This is a genomic window from Betaproteobacteria bacterium, assembly GCA_016713305.1.
In the GTDB taxonomy this organism is placed as follows: domain Bacteria; phylum Pseudomonadota; class Gammaproteobacteria; order Burkholderiales.
Window position 1 is genome coordinate 280,983 of record JADJPK010000004.1, and the last position, 15,600, is coordinate 296,582.

Here is a 15,600-nt window from a genome sequence, read left to right on the forward strand (position 1 = left end):
GGGGGACTCCGCTCGCCGAACGCGCTCATGGCACCGACTTGCCCTTGCCTTCGCGACGCGCCTGCGCAATGAGCGCAGCGATGGCGCAGGAGGCGAGACGCGAGATCACCGGATCTGCACGGCTCGTGAGGACCACCGGTACGCGCGCACCGAGGACGATACCCGCGGAGTCCGCCTCGGCCATGTACGACAGGCTCTTCGCCAGCATGTTGCCCGCTTCGAGATCGGGAACGATGAGCACGTTCGCACGCCCCGCGACCTCGGAACGGATGTGCTTGATCTCCGCCGCCGCGAGGCTGATCGCATTGTCCAGCGCCAGGGGCCCGTCCAGGACTCCGCCGGTGATCTGCCCGCGATCGGCCATCTTGCACAGCGCCGCCGCTTCCACGGTGGAGGGCACCTTGGGATTCACCGTTTCCATGGCGGAGAGGATGGCCACGCGGACTTCGTCGAATCCGAGCACGCGCGCCAGATCGATCGCGTTCTGCACGATGTCGACCTTTTCCTCCAGTGACGGCGCAATGTTCACGGCAGCGTCGGAGATGAGCAGCGCATCGGGGTGCGAGGGCACGTCCATCAGGAAGCAGTGGCTGATCCGCCGCGCGGACCGCAGGCCGGTGTCGCGGTCCACGACCGCGCACATCAGTTCGTCCGTGTGCAGGCTGCCTTTCACGAGCGCTTCCGCTCGGCCTTCCCGCACCAGTTCGACCGCCCTGGCGGCGGACGCGTGGCTGTGAGGCGCATCGACGATCGGCCATGCGCCGATCTCCACTCCGGCCTTCGCCGCAGCGGCATGGATGCGCGCCTGCGGCCCGACGAGTATCGGGTCGATGAGCTTCATGCGCGCCGCGGCCGCCATGCCCTCGATGGAATTCTCGTCGCAGGGGTGCACCACCGCCATGGGGATGGCGTCGAAGCCATCGCACTGGGTGATGAGCCGCAGGAACTTGCGGTGCTTCTGGTTCGATTCGGTCACTTCGTTCTGGCCAGGTCTTGGGCTGGCAGGAGTTTGCGCTTCATCGCCTGCAGTTCCGCACGTTGCCGTTCGTCGAGCCGGGGATACGCGAGCCCGAGGCTTTCCATGAGTTCCACCACGGCGGCGGCCACGACGGCTCGCGTGTACCACTTGTTGTCGGCCGGCACGACGAACCAGGGGGCGTCGGGTGTCGCCGTCGCGCGGATGGCGCTCTCGAAGGCGTCCATGTAGGCGTCCCAGTGGTCGCGCTCCGCGACATCCTGCGCGGCGAACTTCCAGTTCTTGTCAGGGTCGTCGATGCGTTCGAGAAAGCGCCTGGCCTGCTCCTCCTTCGAGACGTGGAGAAAGAACTTGCGGATCGCGACACCGTTCCGGGTGAGGTGGCGCTCCCAGGCGGCGATGTCCTCGCAGCGCTCCTTCCAGAACCGCTTGCCGTCGGGACGCCGGGGCAGCTTCTGCCTGGCCAGATACTCGGGATGCACGCGCACGGCCAGCACTTCCTCGTAGTGCGACCGGTTGAAGATGCCGATGCGACCGCGTTCCGGCAGCGCGGCGTTGCAGCGCCACAGGTAGTCGTGATCCAGTTCGGTGCTCGTCGGCGCCTTGAAGGACGTGACGTGGCAACCCTGCGGATTGACGCCCGACATCACGTGCTCGATGGTGCTGTCCTTGCCCGCAGCGTCCATGGCCTGGAACACGAGCAGCACGGCCCAGGTGTCCTGCGCGTACAGCTTCTCCTGTTCCTCTGCCAGCCATGCGACGGTCGACTGCAGCCAGGCCTTCGCTTCGTCGCGCGACTCGTCGCCCAGTGCTCCCGTATCGCCCGGATCGACCTGCCGCAACCGGAAGCCCCGTCCGTCGTCCACGCGGTACGGCGCGATGAACCGCGCGATCCGCTTCAGTGCCTTCTTGTCCATGCCTGCGCCTATCTCATCGCCGCCACTGCCATGCACGCCACCACGACCACGGTGAGCCCGCGCCGCAGCGGCAGATACCAGCCGGGCAGCGGAAAGCGGCTGGCAAGCTGCCGGTCCATCGAATAGTGCACCACGAACATGGCAGCCGTGAGCACGATGCCGGCGCGAAGCTGCATGAGCAGGCCGACCCACGCCACGAGCGCCGGCACGATGCTCCAGCCCATGACCACGGAGCGATCGGCATCGGCCATGTCCCGGTGGGTCATCGCGATACCCCAATGGATGGCGCCGATGAACGAGAGGATCACGGCCGCGTAGGTGCGAAGCCAGTCGTGGATGACCGGATGGAACTCCGCGGGAACGACCCACAGGGCGCCGGCCAGCAGAACGAAGGGAACCAATCCACCTGCGCCCAGCCACAGAGGCACGGCGGGCACCGGTACGCGGTCGGGCGGTAGCGGCATGATGGGAGTGAGCGGATCTCTCGAAGCAGTATGCCAAACGGGAGGGCCAGGGGCCAGACACCGCGGGAGACCGTCAGTCCCAGCCGATCAGCGCCAGTCCCGCGCCTACGGCAGTCTGCCGGTGGTTGTAGTCGATCAGCGATTCGCCGTAGCCGTGAAAGAGCTGCACGTAGGCGCGGATCCCGCGATACAGCGGATAGGACCAGTCGGCCTGGAATGCCCCGCGCGGGTTGCCGAGGTTCGGCCGTGCTCTGGCCATGAACTCGAACGCGTGACGCCCGGCGGACACGTACAGCGTGGCGTCGCCTGCGCCGTAGTGGTCGACGATGTCGGGGTTGCCGTCGCGGCGCTCGAGTTCGGCGAGCCGGATCCAGGGCCGGATCTGCAGGGCCAGATCGTCGCCGCGCGTGAAACCGAACTGCGCATACAACCGGTTCCAGCTGCGCGACTCCACGCCGCCGCGGCCGTTCGAGTGGTGGCTCACGCCCAGGTTCACGTACCGGAGCCGGTTGCCGAGAAACTGCGTGTCGCTGCGCCACAGGGCCATGATCTCGGGCTGGTGATCGATGGCCCGGAACGGCCCCGATGCCCGGTAGAGCTGCCATTGGGCCTGCTGCGAATAGGCGACCCACACATCCAGCCGCCCGTCTGCTAGCCCGTGCCAGAGCCGGCTCTTCACGGAGAAGCGGTACTTCGCTTCGGCGTTCTCCAGCGATCCCTGGGAAAACGATCCCAGTTCCGGAGAGGCGGGCCGCTCGTTCACGGCGCTCGTCCACCTGGCCGGCAGCAGGAAGTTCGCTTCATGCACGTGCAGGCCCAGAACCTCGTCGCTGCCGAGATGCCACAGCCTGTCGAGCACGGTTGCGTCCCGCTCGGCGCGGGCGGCACCGGAGGCGGTGCCCTCCCGCGCCGGAGCATCGCGGCGTTCTGCGCGTGCTTGCCGTCCGGCGGCCCGGTCGTAGCAATGCAATCGCGCCGTGTCGTCGTCGATGTCCGTGCACGACTGCACCGCGGTGACGTCCTGCGCATGGACCGCGCCGCAGAGTGCGGCCGCCAGGCACACGCAGGCGACAGCACCTGCAGCCCGCATGTCGATCACGATCCGTTACATCCAGTCGACGACCGCCACGCCCAGACCCAGTGTCGTCTGGACGTGGTTGTAGTCGATCAGCGATTCGCCGTAACCGGTGAAGAGCTGGAAATAGCCCTTGAGGCCGCGATACAGCGGGAAGTACCAGCTGCCCTGGAAGGCGCCGCGGTTGCGGTCCAGGCGAAGATTGTTGCGCAGGGTCAGCTCGAGTCCGTGCTCGCCCAGACGCGCCAGGCCCGTGACGTCGATGCGCCCCCAGTAGTCCTGCATGTCCGGGTTGTTGTCCGTGCCGCGCGGCTCGGGAACCCGCCACCAGGGCTTGACCGTGAGCGCGAGATCGTCGCCGTATTCGAGGCCGAACTGGGCATACACGCGGTTCCAGCTGCGGGACTGCGCGCCACCCCGTCCGTTGGAGTGATGCACCAGGCCGAAGTTGACGAAACGCCAGGTGAGCCCGCCGGGCAGATCCCGTCCCGTGCGCCACAGAGCCATCACCTCGGGCTCGAAGTTCACCTCGCGGAACGGGCTCGAATCGGAGTACACCTGCCAGTGGGCCTGCTGGGAGTACCCGGCCCAGATGTCCAGCCGGTCGTTCATCAGCCCCTGGAGAATGCGCGTCTTGATGGAGATCTGGAACTTCGCCTCGCTGGGCGAGACCCGGTCCACCGCGGACGTTCCCATGGTCGGGGACATGGGCGTGCTGTCGGGCGCATCCGAGTGGCGGATCGGCAGGAAGTAGTTCACCCGGTGGGAACGGATGTGCAGCACGCGCCGCGTCTCGTCGCTGCTGATGTCCCAGATCTCGGACAGCAGCGAAAGCCGGGGCGGCGTTTCCGCGGCCGTCTCCGGCTCGTCGCGACGCAATGGCGCATCGACGGCCCGGTCGTAGCACTTGAGCCGTGCGCCGTCGTCGGGAATGGTCCGGCAGTCCTCGGGCCTGGCTGCGTGCGCCTGCGCTGCGGCGGCGAGCAGGAGGAGCGCGATCGCGGCGAATCTTCCGGGACGGAACACGGCGCCCACGACGCTCAGGCCTTTGCGCCCGTTCCCGCCGCGAGCCGCGCGGGAGACAGCATCGCCTCGGTCACGCCGAAACGGCGCACGCGTTCCGGCACGGACTCCCCGCGGGCGAGCGCGGCACAGGTTTCGCCCATGGCTGCGCTCGTCTGGATACCGTATCCGCCCTGCGCCGCGCACCAGAAGAAGCCGTCGAGGGCGGGATCGAACCCGCCCACGAGATCGCCGTCGGCCACGAACGACCGCAGCCCCGCCCAGCGGTGGTTCGGCCGTCGGATGCGCAGCGTCGTGGCCTGTTCGATGCGCCAGATGCCCAGCGCGACATCTTCCTCTTCCGGCTGGACGTCCTGCGGCGCCACCGCATCCGCGTTGGCCGGCGAACCTAAAAGCTGGCCCGCCTCCGGCTTGAAGTAGAAGGACTCGTCCACGCCGATCACGGTGGGCCACGCGGCGATGTCGCAGCCCTCGGGCGCGGCGAACGTGAAGGCCGTGCGGCGCTTCGGCTGCAGGCCCAGCGGCGAGGCGCCCGCCATCTCGGCGACCACATCGCACCAGGCCCCCGCGGCGTTCACGACCACCGCGGCCTCGTGCACGTCGCCACCGGCATGAACCCGCCACGTGCCGGCGCTTCGATCGAGCCTTTCTGCCTCCGCATTGCAGACGACCGTGCCACCGTGGGCACGAATGCCCCGGAGAAATCCCTGGTGCAGGCTGTGGACGTCCATGTCCGCGGCGAGCGGATCGAGCACGGCACCGGCGATCCAGGAGCGCTCGAGCACGGGCACGCGCGCGAGCGCCTCCGCGGCGTCCATGCGGACCATCGCGTCGCTCTGGCGAAGGAGCATTCCGTGCAGCGTGTCGAGTTGGGCCAGTTGCCCCGCCGGCGCGACGAACATCGCCCCGCGCGGCGAAAGCACCCGGTGATCCGTGAACCCCGGGGGCGGTTCGTCGAAGAAGGCGCGGCTTGCCAGCGTGAGCGCACGCACCTGGTCCGTGCCGTAGCTTTCGGCAAACAGGGCAGCGGACCGGCCGGTGGTGTGGTAGCCGGGCTGGGATTCGCGCTCCAGCACCAGCACGCTCGCATGCCGCGAGAGGAAGTAACCCGTGGAGGCGCCCGCGATGCCGGCGCCGATGACGATGAAGTCGGCTTTCATTCCGCGCGTGGCCGGCAGCCCTCCGGACGCAGCGGTGCACGCGCCGGTCGCGAGAGGAAAGGGATGGGTACGAACCGCCTGTCGCGCCCTTGCGACAACGGCAACCGTGCAACTTCGCGCCTGTGGGCCATCATGGGGAAAGTATCGCCGATTTCCGCGCAACGCCAGAACGGCACCGGCGGCAGCACGTATCATCCCGCGGCCGGCGCGCGGCCCTCCGGATGCGCGGCACAACATCCACTCGTACTCATGGAATGCGCGATCACGTGACCCCTACCGTCTGCATCGTGGGTGCCGGCTCCTCCGGCGTGACGACCGCCAAGGCATTGCTTGAGCGAGGCGTGAGTTTCGACTGCTTCGAGCTGGGTTCCGCGATCGGCGGCATGTGGCGCTACGAGAACGACAACGGCCTGTCGTCGGCCTACCGCAGCCTGCACATCGATTCGAGCCGCCGCAATCTCGGCTATTCCGATTTCCCCATACCGGAGCATCTGCCCGACTACCTGTCCCACGGACAGGTGCTGGAGTATCTGGAAGCGTATGCCGGGCGATTCGGTGTGCTCCGGCACGTGACGTTCCGCACGGGCGTGACCCGGCTCGCGCCATCCGCCGCCGGGGGCTGGAACGTGACGCTCACCACCGGCGAGACGCGGGAGTACCGGAACGTCGTGGTCGCGAACGGTCATCTGTGGGATCCACGCATGCCGGAGTTTCCCGGCAGGTTCGACGGCGTGCAGATGCACGCGCACCACTACCGCCGGCCGGAGCCGTTCGAAGGCAAGGACGTGCTGGTGGTGGGCATCGGCAATTCCGCCGTGGACATCGTCGTGGACCTGTGCCGGAGCGCCCGCAGCGTCGCGTTGTCCACCCGGCGAGGCGCGTGGATCGTGCCCAAGTACATCATGGGCATTCCCACCGACCGCTGGTCGGCCTTCCTCGGGCGCAAGCTGCGGCTCCCCACGGTGGTCACCCGCACGATCATCTCGCGGCTCATGCGCCTCACCGTGGGCAACCAGGAGCGCTTCGGCGTCCCGCGTCCCGCTCACCCCATCTGGCGCGAACACGCGACCGTCAGCCAGGATCTGCTGCCCTATCTCGGGCATGGCTGGATCCGGATGAAGCGCAACGTGAGCGCGCTCGAGGGTGACCGCGTGCGCTTCGAGGACGGCAGCGTGGAACCGTTCGACGCGATCGTGTACGCGACCGGCTACCGCACGACCTTTCCATTCATCGACCGGACGATCTTCGAGGTCAGGGATGGCGAGGCATCGCTGTACCGCCGCATGCTGCCGCCGGACCGGCCCGGCCTGTACTTCGCCGGGCTGGTGCAGCCGATCGGCCCCACGATTCCGCTGGTGGAGATCCAGGGCCGCTGGATCGCGGGCGCGATCGCGGGGACCATGGCGCTTCCGGGCCGCGAGACGATGCAGCGCGAAATCGTCCGCAACCGCGAAGCGCTCGCGCGCCGCTACCTGGATTCGCCCCGCTACACCCTGGAGGTGGACTTCCGGGACTACGCCAGGCAGCTGCGCGGCGACATGGAACGCGGCCGCGCTGCCGCCTGAGGCGGGGTCATTGCATGGAGTGCAGCCCGATCATGTTGCCCTCGGTGTCCACGACCAGCGAAATGAAGCCGTAGGGACCGATGGAGAACTTGTCGCGGTCGACGCGCCCCCCGGCCGAGGCGGCAAGCCGCGCCTGTTCCGCACAGTCGGCGCAGGTGAAGTAGACGAGGGTGCCTCCGCCTCCCGAGGACACACCGGGCATGAGCACCAGCGCGCCGGCCGCGCCCTTGCCTTCGGGCTGCATGGGGAAGGCCCACATGTCCAGATCCGTTCCCTCCAGCTTCTGCAGACCGGTGCCGAACACCGACTCGTAGAACTTGCGCGCCCTGCCCATGTCCTGCACGTAGATCTCGAACCAGCCGACCGGATTGTTCGTCATGCCTTGCCTCCATGCGTACGTTGCAAAGAACCGAGTTTCGGACAGGCATGTGACCGTCGTGCGGAGATCCCGGCTCCCAGGGCGGGACGGTCCGATCACCTTGTGCGGTCGCGACACCTCGATCCGACCTTCCCCGGCACCGGCAAACGGCGGCCCGTGCTCCCCGCGTCCTCCCTCCACGGGACACTGTGCCACCAGGGCTTCGCATCAGCCCGGCCCTGAGGGCTGCGGGTCAACGCGGGCCTCCCCCGGGTCCGCGCGATGGCGCACCATGGACCGGACGAGAAACCGTGCGGGCGCAAGCGCCTGGACGACAGATCGCGGCAGCGGCAGCGGCTCACCCGCGACCAGGGAGGCGACGAGTTCGGCACAGACGGGCGCCGTGACCAGTCCCCGCGAGCCGTGCCCGGTCGTCGCGTAGAGTCCGGGAAGCCAGGGAGCGTCGCCGTCGAAGCGGTACTTCGCGTCGCTCCTCAGCGCCGCGAAAGCTGTGCGAAACCGCGCCTCGTCGACGATGGGACCGGAGATCGGCAAGTAGTCGGGCGTCACGCAACGCACGCCTGCACGTGCGGCAACCGCCGCGGGATCCAGCGAGGCCGCCCCCAGGGCATCGTGCAGGGCCGGAGCGAGCGAGCGCAGCATCGCGAGGTTTTCGGCCGTCTCCCCGGCGCGCACCTGCGTCGACGCCTCTCCGATGCCGAACGTCGCGCCGATGCAGTGGAACCCGTCGCGGGCCGGCGCCGCATAGCTCTCCCCGCACAGGACGGTGCGCAGCGCCGCGGAGGCGGCGGTCGCAGGGACGGAGGCGATCTGGCCCCGGATGGGCTTCAGCGGGAACCACGCGGTGCGGGCGAGACATGCCGCGTCGAGGCCGTTGGCGACCACCACGACGTCGCCCGCGAGGCTGCCTCCGTCGTCGAATGCGACGATCCAGGTCCCGTCTTCGTTGCGGACCAGATCCTGACCTGGCAACCCGTGCGCACGGAGATGCGCGAATGCGACGCGAAGGCACGGCAGAGCGCGGGCGGATGCGCCCACCCCGACGAAGGATAGAAGAAGCCGCCCGAGGCAAGCGGCAGACCGGCGCGTTCCGAGGCCTCGACCCTGTCCAGCAGCGTACCGAAGGCGGCGGGCCATCCGAGCCCGGCGAGCGCGCGTTGCCGCCCGGCTTCGTCGTCGTCGTTCGCCAGGGTCAGCACCCCGCAGCGCGACCACGCGAGACCGTCCTGGGGCAGCAAGGCGCGCAGCCAGCGCAACGAAAGACCGAGGCCGGAGAGGCTCAGGCCGGTCAGAGCGGTGGCGTGGGGAGAGGGCTTGATGTACAGGATGCCCTGCGCATTGCCCGATGCGCCGCTCGCCAGCGCCGCCGAGCGTTCCAGCAAGGTCACGTCCATGCCGCGCCGGGCAAGGCTCGCCGCTGCGGACGTGCCCGCCAGGCCACCCCCTATGACGACGGCGCGGTGGCCCCCGCCGGAAGCGGGTGGTCGTCTGTGCCACGGCGCCGAGGCCGGTGAATGCACCGGCCGCTCGCAGCGGGCCCGCAGCATCTCCCGCTTGGTTCCGAAGCCCGGCGTCTTCTCCACGCTGAATCCTGCCGCCTGCAGCGCGCGCCGGACCGCCCCTGCGACGGTGTAGGTGGCGGCCGTGGCCCCGGGGTTCGACAGGCGCGAGATCTGGCTCAGCACGGCATCGCACCACAGCTGCGGATTCCTGGCGGGTGCAAAGCCGTCGAGAAACCATGCGTCCACCCGCGCATCGAGCTCCGGCAACGTCTGCCGCGCATCGCCCACCAGCAGCGTGAGCGTCACGCGGCCGTCTTCGAACAGGAACCGGTGGGTGGCCGGCGGCAGCGCCTCGCAGGCATCGAGGAACATGCGGGCCTGGGGCGCGAGCGCCGGCCACAGTGCGAGGCCGCGTGCCAGGTCGGCGTTCGAGAGGGGATGAAGCTCGGTGCTCACGAAATGCAGCCTTGCGCCCGCGGGCGCGGTGCGTGCGAAGAGTTCCCAGGCACAGAGGAAGTTGAGTCCCGTGCCGAAGCCCGTCTCGCCGATCGTGAACGATGCGCCGGATGACAGGGTGCGGAAACGGTCCTCGAGACGGTTGCCTTGCAGGAAGACATGGCGGGTCTCGTCCAGCCCGCTGCCACGGGAGAAATACACGTCGCCATACTCGCGCGAGTACGGCTGTCCGTCCACCCAGTCGATTCCGGCGTCCACCGCCCGTTGCGTCATGCCGATCCCGCTATGATTCCCCGCTGCTTCGTCCGGTGCTGTCCATGCGGGCGTTGCGCGCCGAGGGCCGGCTCCTGCCGGACCCGGCGATGATAGCGACCCAGGACCGCGGAGGAGACACATGGCCGTCAAAGCGCAGCAGGCCGGCGAGGCGCTGCTCGAGGATCACCTGCACAAACGCAATCTCGTTCCCTTCGCCCGCAACTGGGGGGCCGAGAACCTGGAGGACGCGTACGCGATCCAGGCAGAACTCGTCCGCCGTCTGGTGCCCCTCCACGGGCCCCGCGTCGGTTACAAGATCGGCCTCACGTCCCCGCGCATGCAGCAGATGTGCAGCATCGAACATCCCGTGGGGGGCGTGGTGCTGGCGAGCCGCCGCCAGACGAGCGGCATCGTCCGCCGGCTGTCCGACATCGTCCACCTGGGCCTGGAGTTCGAGATCTGCGTGCGGATCGGCCGCGATCTGCCGCCGAGATCTGCCCCGTACACCATGGACGACATCGCCCAGGCCGTGAGCGCCGTGGCGCCGGCCTTCGAAGTCATCGACGACCGCAACTCCCCCTACCCCCTCGACGTCCTCTCGCTCGTCGCGGACAACGCCTGGAACGAAGGCATCGTGCTGGGCGAGTTCCGCGAGTCCTGGCCCGATCTGGCCAAGGTGCGCGGCACGGTGGAGCGTAACGGCGAGGCGATCGACCAGGGCGAGGGCAGCGCGGTGCTGGGACATCCCTTCGCACCGGTCGTGTGGCTGGCCAACCACCTGAGCGCCCGGGGCGAGACGCTGCGCGCCGGAGAGATCGTTTCCACCGGAAGCCTGGTCACGACACGGTTCCCGGAGCCGGGCGACCGCTTCCGCTTCACGGTGGAGGGCATCGGGTCCACCGAACTGATCCTGGAGTAGGTCCGACCGTCGCAGGCGGTCGCCGAAGTGACGCCGCCTGCCCCTGTGCCCGCACCGCTGTTTCCCAACCCACCCGAAAGCTCCTCCGGTCCGTGCCGATAAGTGCAGAACGACGGCCGCTCCCTCCGCATGCGGGGAAGAGCCGGCCGGCGCCAGTGCATGAGGCCGGGTGTCACCCTGGCAGAAATCCGGAGCAGGCATGGAGTCGATCGGTCGGTTCGAAATCAGGAGAACGCTCGGGCGCGGAGCGCAGAGCGTCGTCTACCTGGGGTTCGACCCGCACCTGCAGCGCGAGGTTGCGCTCAAGACGCTGCGGGTGAGCAGTCAGGAGGAAGCGCGCCAGCTGCTGGCGGAGGCGCGCGCCATGAGCGGCCTGCGGCATGCCAACATCGTTCCGGTATACGAGGCCGGCGAATCGGCGGGCCAGCCCCACCTGGTCTTCGAGTATGTCCCCGGCGGCACCCTGGCGGAGCGCATTCAGCGCGGCCCCACGCCGCCCGAGGAAGCCGTCGGACTCATGCTGCCCATCCTGGATGCGCTGGCCCACGCCCATGACCGCGGGCTGGTGCACCGCGACGTGAAGCCCACCAACATCCTGCTGGCCGTGGACGGCGAGCCCCGCCTGATGGATTTCGGGGTGGCCGTGCAGCTCGCCGCGCGGGAGGGCGACGACGACACCCGGGGACTGGCGGGCACGCCGGCCTACATGGCGCCCGAGTACATCCAGGACCGCCACATCCGGCCCTCGAACGACATCTTCGCGGCCGGGCTGGTTCTCTTCGAACTGCTGACGGGCGCGCGCGCCGTCACGGAACGCGACGTGTTCCGGGTCATGTACCGCCTGGCGCACGAGGACCTGCGGCTGCCGGCGGAGCTCAATCTGCCGGAACGGCTGGTCAACGTCGTCCACAAGTCGCTCGCGCGGGATCCGGAGGATCGCTGGCGCAACATGCACGAATTCCGCCGTGCGCTGGAAGCATCCATGGCCGCACCCGGGAGCAGTGACGATCCGGAGCCGGTCAACGGGCAGCGCAGCACGCTCGAGTTCCTGCTGCGCCGCATGCGGCTCAAGAGCGACTTTCCGGCACTGTCCGGATCGATCAGCGCGGTGAACCGCATCGCCGGCGGCGCCGAAACCGAGAACAACGCGATGCTCTCGAGTGCGGTGCTGAAGGACGTGGCGCTCACCAACAAGATCCTGCGCGTGGTGAATTCCGCATTGTTCCGCCACCATGGCGGGCCGGTGAGCACGGTCTCCCGCGCCGTCATGATCCTCGGCTTCGAATCGGTGAGAAACCTGGCCGTCGCGCTGCTGCTGTTCGAGAACATGCAGAGCCGCACCCAGGCGGAATCGCTGCGGGAGGAATTCGTGCGGGCGATGCTGTCTGCGCTGATGGCCAAGCAGCTGGGTACCGCCGCGGGGGTGCGCAACGTCGAGGAGGCGTTCATCTGCGCGCTCTTCCACAACCTCGGCCGCATGCTGGCGCTCTTCTACTTTCCCGAGGAAGCGCAGGAGATCCGGCGGGTGCAGAAGCTGGACAAGGTCACCGAGGAGCAGGCCGCCCTGCGCGTGCTGGGCATCTCGTACCAGCGGCTGGGCATGGAAGTGGCGCGCCTATGGGGCTTTCCGGAGCAGATCGTGCAAAGCCAGCGCCAGCTCGACACGGGCCCCGTGTACCACGTGGGCACGCCGGCCGAACGCGCGTGCGTGCTGGCGTCGCTCGCGGACAGTCTGTCGGCCACGGTGGCGGAAGGCACACCCAAGGAACGCGCTCATCACATCACGCGGCTCACGGAGTACTACGGCAAGGGATTGCGCCTGTCCGAGAGGCAGGTGGGCGAAGCCCTCGACCAGTCGCTGGAACTCCTGCGCGATTACGCCACGACCTTCAGCATCAATCTCGGCAAGACGGCGCTGGGCGGACAGATCGCGCGCTGGAGCGGGCGCGCGCCGCTCGACCCGGACGACTCGGCCGACCCCACGGTCCGCAGCCCCACCACCACCATTCCGAACGGACTTCCCGAACAAGGCATCGACGGAACGCTGCGGGGGGCGAGCCAGCCGGGTCTGCCCGAGAACGCGGTGAACATCCTCGCGGCCGGCATCCAGGACATCAGCAACTCCCTGGTCGGGGGACTACAAGCTCAACGACCTGCTGCGCATGATCCTCGAGACCATGTACCGCGGCGTGGGCTTCCGGCGGGTGCTGCTCGCGACGAAGGATGCGCGCGGCGCCGGCATGCAGGGCCGCTTCGGCTTCGGCCCCGACGTGCATGAACTCACCCAGAAGTTCCGCTTCCGCATCACCGAAGAGAAGGATGTCGTGCAGCTCGTGCTGTCGCGGGGCGTGGACCTGCTCCTCACCGACGTGGCGGACCCCAAGATCGCCGACCGCGTGCCCGCGTGGCTCAAGTCGATCACCACGGCGCAGACTTTCGCCCTGTTCCCGCTGGTGGTGAAGGACCGCCCCGTGGCGCTCATCTACGCGGAGAACGAGCGCGCCGGCGACATCGTCATTCCCGAACGCGAACTGGGCATGCTGCGGACACTGCGCAACCAGGCCGTGCTCGCGATCAGGCAGACGGGATAGCGGCGGGAAATGCTCGGATCCTGGACCCGAGACCCTGGACCCTCGTCCCCAGGAAACCAGGCCGCCTTCCGCGGCCGGCAGAGCGCAAGTACCACGGCGATGGGCCCGCAGCTGACCGGGTCCTCGGGTCCCGGGACTGGGGACCGGGGTCTAGCCTTCGATAGTCCCGACCACTTCCTTCAACGCCCCCTTCGCCGCGCGTGCCAGCAGGATGAAATCCGTGCACAGGCCGATCACGCGGTAGCCGAGCTGGAGATAGTTCCTGGCGTGAGCCGGCGTGTGCGCGTAGGCGCACAGGGCGATGTCGCGCTTCTCGCAGGCGCGCACCACCTGCGCGATGGCGGCCTGCACCTCCGGGTCGTTGATCTGTCCCGGCTTGTCCATGCTGCCGGACAGATCGAAGGGCCCCACGAACACGCCGTCGATGCCGGGCACGTCGAGTATGGAGTCGATGTTGCGCACCGCCTCCACATGTTCGATCTGCACGATCACGGCGACCTCGTCGTTCGCCTTCTTCATGTACGTGTCGAACTCGAGATCGAAGCGTTGCGCGCGCGTGATGCCCACGCTGCGGAAACCCTGGGGCGGATACTTGCATCGGCCCACGGCAGCACGCGGCATCCTCGGCGGTATTCACGAGGGGCACGATCACTCCGGTGGCACCTGCGTCGAGCACCTTCTTCAGGGAGGCCTCGTCGTTCCAGGGCACGCGCACCACGCAGGGTACGCGCGAATCCACGGCCGTCAGGATGTTGAGCGCGTCCCGCGCATCCATGGGCGAATGTTCGAGGTCGATGAACAGCCAGTCGTAACCGGCGGTCACGAAGATCTCCGCCGCCTCGGGCAGCGGAATCTGCAGCAGCGATCCGATCAGCGTCTTGCCCGAGCGGAGCCGTTCGCGAAACGAAATGGTCACCAGTAGGTCCTGAGAGTGGGGTGTTCTTCGCCTGCGCCGCCGGAGCCGATGTCCAGGCCCAGCAGCCATTCCTGCGCGTCTTCCTCGGAACCGAAGATGCGGAAGGGAAAGGGAGGCGGATGGTAGAGCTCGAAAACGCGCAGGGCCGCGATACCCAGACTCGACTGGACCACGCCGGCCTCGGCCAGCGTGTGCCGCGAGACTTCCGGAGACGCGAGGAAAGTTGCCGCCTCCACGTCCACCCGCCAGATGCCCGGAAGCCGGGCCATCACCAGTTGCCTGCCCGGAACCAGGGTCCGGCGGAATTCGAACTCCGCCTTCACGGCCCCGAGAGTGAGAACGCCCACGGCGCTGTAGTCGACGTGCACGATGCCATCGGTGCCGAGCCAGACTCTGGGTGCTGTCATCGGAGAGCTCGCTTCTCGCGGACCTGCGGAACGGAAATGATCACGGTGTGCGGCGATGCCCCATGCATGAATCGAGCCGCAAGGATACGACACTTGACCTGCAGCCGCCGAGCGGATGCCGCAACAGGCGTGCATTCGCGCGCGATCCGCCTGCACCGCGGCAGTGCCGCGAAGGTCCGGCACGGGGCGGCCGGCGCCCGACGACGGCCGCCTGCTTCAGGGACGCCGGGCCTCGAACACGAAGCGGTTCAGACTGAAGAAGTACTCGCCGCGGTCGCTGCGGGCGACGAGATCGGCTTCCCAGGCCCTCGCCTCCACTTCGGGAATCTCTCCCTTGCGCACGCCGTAGCGGGACAGCATGGAGATCATGGCGCCGCTATAGGTGCCGTCCGCCGCCGGCGCGTTGACGAGCGGCAATGCGTCCGCGGACACGGCGTCGAATCCGGACTTCTTCAGCAAGCCGGCAAGCACGCGAGGCAGCCGCGGGTGCGGGCAATGGGTGTCCCAGGCCGCGATCATGCGTCGCATCCTGTCGTCGTCGCCCGAGTGCCAGACGCAGGATTCCCAGTCGGTGTCCATGAGCAGGAGCCGCGCGCCGGGACGCATCACCCGGCGGAACTCGGCCAGCGCCCGTTCGACGTCGGGAACGTATTCGAGCACCTGGGTACAGACGAGGACGTCGAATTCCGCGTCTCCGAAAGGAAGTTTCTGCGCATCGGCGACCTCGAACGCAGCGTGCGGCATCCCTGCACACCGCTGCGTGGCGGCCTCGATCATCTCCGGTGATGCATCAATGCCCCTCACCAGGCCGCCGGACCCCACGGCCCGGGCCAGTTCGATGGACAGCAGACCGGGCCCGCACCCCACATCCAGGACGCGCTCACCGGCAGCAGGTGCCAGTCTGCGCAGGACCTGTTGCCGGTGCCCCGTCACGTCGGCCGTGAGATAGATCGCCTCGAGACGCCTGCGCGCCTCATCGTCGAAACGCATGCGGA

14 protein-coding genes and 2 pseudogenes are annotated in these 15,600 nt (G+C 68.4%); 4 read left to right on the forward strand and 12 right to left on the reverse strand.

Going from position 1 to position 15,600, the window contains the following annotated elements:
- Positions 1–25: 25 nt before the first annotated feature.
- From IPK20_01960 to IPK20_01985, 6 genes are all read right to left on the reverse strand, one after another.
- Positions 26–976: a phosphate acetyltransferase gene (locus tag IPK20_01960; GenBank protein MBK8015576.1), complete on the reverse strand. Its 951-nt coding sequence runs from the start codon at positions 974–976 to the stop codon at positions 26–28.
- On the reverse strand, positions 973–1,893 hold the full coding sequence (locus tag IPK20_01965) for a polyphosphate kinase 2 family protein (GenBank protein ID MBK8015577.1): 921 nt from the start codon (positions 1,891–1,893) through the stop codon (positions 973–975). The genes IPK20_01960 and IPK20_01965 overlap by 4 nt, the downstream gene beginning before the upstream one ends.
- An 8-nt stretch (positions 1,894–1,901) precedes the next feature.
- The gene (locus IPK20_01970; GenBank protein MBK8015578.1) at positions 1,902–2,357 is read right to left on the reverse strand and encodes a DUF3429 domain-containing protein; all 456 of its coding nucleotides are present in this window, start codon (positions 2,355–2,357) and stop codon (positions 1,902–1,904) included.
- A gap of 73 nt (positions 2,358–2,430) precedes the next feature.
- Entirely contained in the window at positions 2,431–3,456 is a 1,026-nt protein-coding gene (locus IPK20_01975; GenBank protein MBK8015579.1) for a phospholipase A, read from the reverse strand.
- Between the two features lie 6 nt (positions 3,457–3,462).
- Entirely contained in the window at positions 3,463–4,467 is a 1,005-nt protein-coding gene (locus IPK20_01980) for a phospholipase A (GenBank protein MBK8015580.1), read from the reverse strand.
- Positions 4,468–4,472: 5 nt separating this feature from the next.
- The gene (locus IPK20_01985; protein ID MBK8015581.1) at positions 4,473–5,615 is read right to left on the reverse strand and encodes an FAD-binding oxidoreductase; all 1,143 of its coding nucleotides are present in this window, start codon (positions 5,613–5,615) and stop codon (positions 4,473–4,475) included.
- A 254-nt stretch (positions 5,616–5,869) separates the two neighbouring features.
- On the opposite strand from IPK20_01985, the gene IPK20_01990 reads away from it, so the two are divergent.
- On the forward strand, positions 5,870–7,180 hold the full coding sequence (locus tag IPK20_01990; GenBank protein ID MBK8015582.1) for an NAD(P)-binding domain-containing protein: 1,311 nt from the start codon (positions 5,870–5,872) through the stop codon (positions 7,178–7,180).
- 7 nt (positions 7,181–7,187) lie between these two features.
- Here the strand turns inward: IPK20_01990 and IPK20_01995 are convergent, their stop codons facing one another.
- Positions 7,188–7,559, reverse strand: a complete 372-nt coding sequence (locus tag IPK20_01995; protein MBK8015583.1) for a VOC family protein — start codon at positions 7,557–7,559, stop codon at positions 7,188–7,190.
- A gap of 207 nt (positions 7,560–7,766) precedes the next feature.
- A pseudogene (mnmC, locus tag IPK20_02000) lies at positions 7,767–9,790 on the reverse strand (bifunctional tRNA (5-methylaminomethyl-2-thiouridine)(34)-methyltransferase MnmD/FAD-dependent 5-carboxymethylaminomethyl-2-thiouridine(34) oxidoreductase MnmC).
- Positions 9,791–9,911: 121 nt separating this feature from the next.
- On the opposite strand from mnmC, the gene IPK20_02005 reads away from it, so the two are divergent.
- From IPK20_02005 to IPK20_02015, 3 genes are all read left to right on the forward strand, one after another.
- The gene (locus IPK20_02005; protein MBK8015584.1) at positions 9,912–10,691 is read left to right on the forward strand and encodes a fumarylacetoacetate hydrolase family protein; all 780 of its coding nucleotides are present in this window, start codon (positions 9,912–9,914) and stop codon (positions 10,689–10,691) included.
- A 199-nt stretch (positions 10,692–10,890) separates the two neighbouring features.
- On the forward strand, positions 10,891–12,969 hold the full coding sequence (locus IPK20_02010) for an HDOD domain-containing protein (GenBank protein MBK8015585.1): 2,079 nt from the start codon (positions 10,891–10,893) through the stop codon (positions 12,967–12,969).
- The gene (locus tag IPK20_02015; protein MBK8015586.1) at positions 12,932–13,282 is read left to right on the forward strand and encodes a hypothetical protein; all 351 of its coding nucleotides are present in this window, start codon (positions 12,932–12,934) and stop codon (positions 13,280–13,282) included. The genes IPK20_02010 and IPK20_02015 overlap by 38 nt, the downstream gene beginning before the upstream one ends.
- 150 nt (positions 13,283–13,432) lie before the next feature.
- Here the strand turns inward: IPK20_02015 and IPK20_02020 are convergent, their stop codons facing one another.
- The 4 genes and pseudogenes from IPK20_02020 to IPK20_02035 form a co-directional block, all read right to left on the reverse strand.
- On the reverse strand, positions 13,433–13,888 hold the full coding sequence (locus tag IPK20_02020; protein MBK8015587.1) for a hypothetical protein: 456 nt from the start codon (positions 13,886–13,888) through the stop codon (positions 13,433–13,435).
- Between the two features lie 7 nt (positions 13,889–13,895).
- Positions 13,896–14,267: pseudogene (locus IPK20_02025) on the reverse strand (hypothetical protein).
- The gene (locus IPK20_02030) at positions 14,195–14,605 is read right to left on the reverse strand and encodes a hypothetical protein (GenBank protein ID MBK8015588.1); all 411 of its coding nucleotides are present in this window, start codon (positions 14,603–14,605) and stop codon (positions 14,195–14,197) included. The pseudogene IPK20_02025 and the gene IPK20_02030 overlap by 73 nt, the downstream one beginning before the upstream one ends.
- A 216-nt stretch (positions 14,606–14,821) precedes the next feature.
- Positions 14,822–15,595: a methyltransferase domain-containing protein gene (locus IPK20_02035; protein MBK8015589.1), complete on the reverse strand. Its 774-nt coding sequence runs from the start codon at positions 15,593–15,595 to the stop codon at positions 14,822–14,824.
- Positions 15,596–15,600 lie beyond the last annotated feature (5 nt).

What these genes read in the sequence shown, in the direction of transcription:
- IPK20_02005 (MBK8015584.1), top strand. Translation starts at nt 9,912, where the DNA reads ATGGCCGTCAAAGCGCAGCAGGCCGGCGAGGCGCTGCTCGAGGATCAC.
- IPK20_01970 (MBK8015578.1), bottom strand. Translation starts at nt 2,357, where the DNA reads ATGCCGCTACCGCCCGACCGCGTACCGGTGCCCGCCGTGCCTCTGTGG.
- IPK20_02015 (MBK8015586.1), top strand. Translation starts at nt 12,932, where the DNA reads ATGCAGGGCCGCTTCGGCTTCGGCCCCGACGTGCATGAACTCACCCAG.
- IPK20_01990 (MBK8015582.1), top strand. Translation starts at nt 5,870, where the DNA reads ATGCGCGATCACGTGACCCCTACCGTCTGCATCGTGGGTGCCGGCTCC.
- IPK20_02030 (MBK8015588.1), bottom strand. Translation starts at nt 14,605, where the DNA reads ATGACAGCACCCAGAGTCTGGCTCGGCACCGATGGCATCGTGCACGTC.
- IPK20_01985 (MBK8015581.1), bottom strand. Translation starts at nt 5,615, where the DNA reads ATGAAAGCCGACTTCATCGTCATCGGCGCCGGCATCGCGGGCGCCTCC.
- IPK20_01995 (MBK8015583.1), bottom strand. Translation starts at nt 7,559, where the DNA reads ATGACGAACAATCCGGTCGGCTGGTTCGAGATCTACGTGCAGGACATG.
- IPK20_02010 (MBK8015585.1), top strand. Translation starts at nt 10,891, where the DNA reads ATGGAGTCGATCGGTCGGTTCGAAATCAGGAGAACGCTCGGGCGCGGA.
- IPK20_02035 (MBK8015589.1), bottom strand. Translation starts at nt 15,595, where the DNA reads ATGCGTTTCGACGATGAGGCGCGCAGGCGTCTCGAGGCGATCTATCTC.
- IPK20_01965 (MBK8015577.1), bottom strand. Translation starts at nt 1,893, where the DNA reads ATGGACAAGAAGGCACTGAAGCGGATCGCGCGGTTCATCGCGCCGTAC.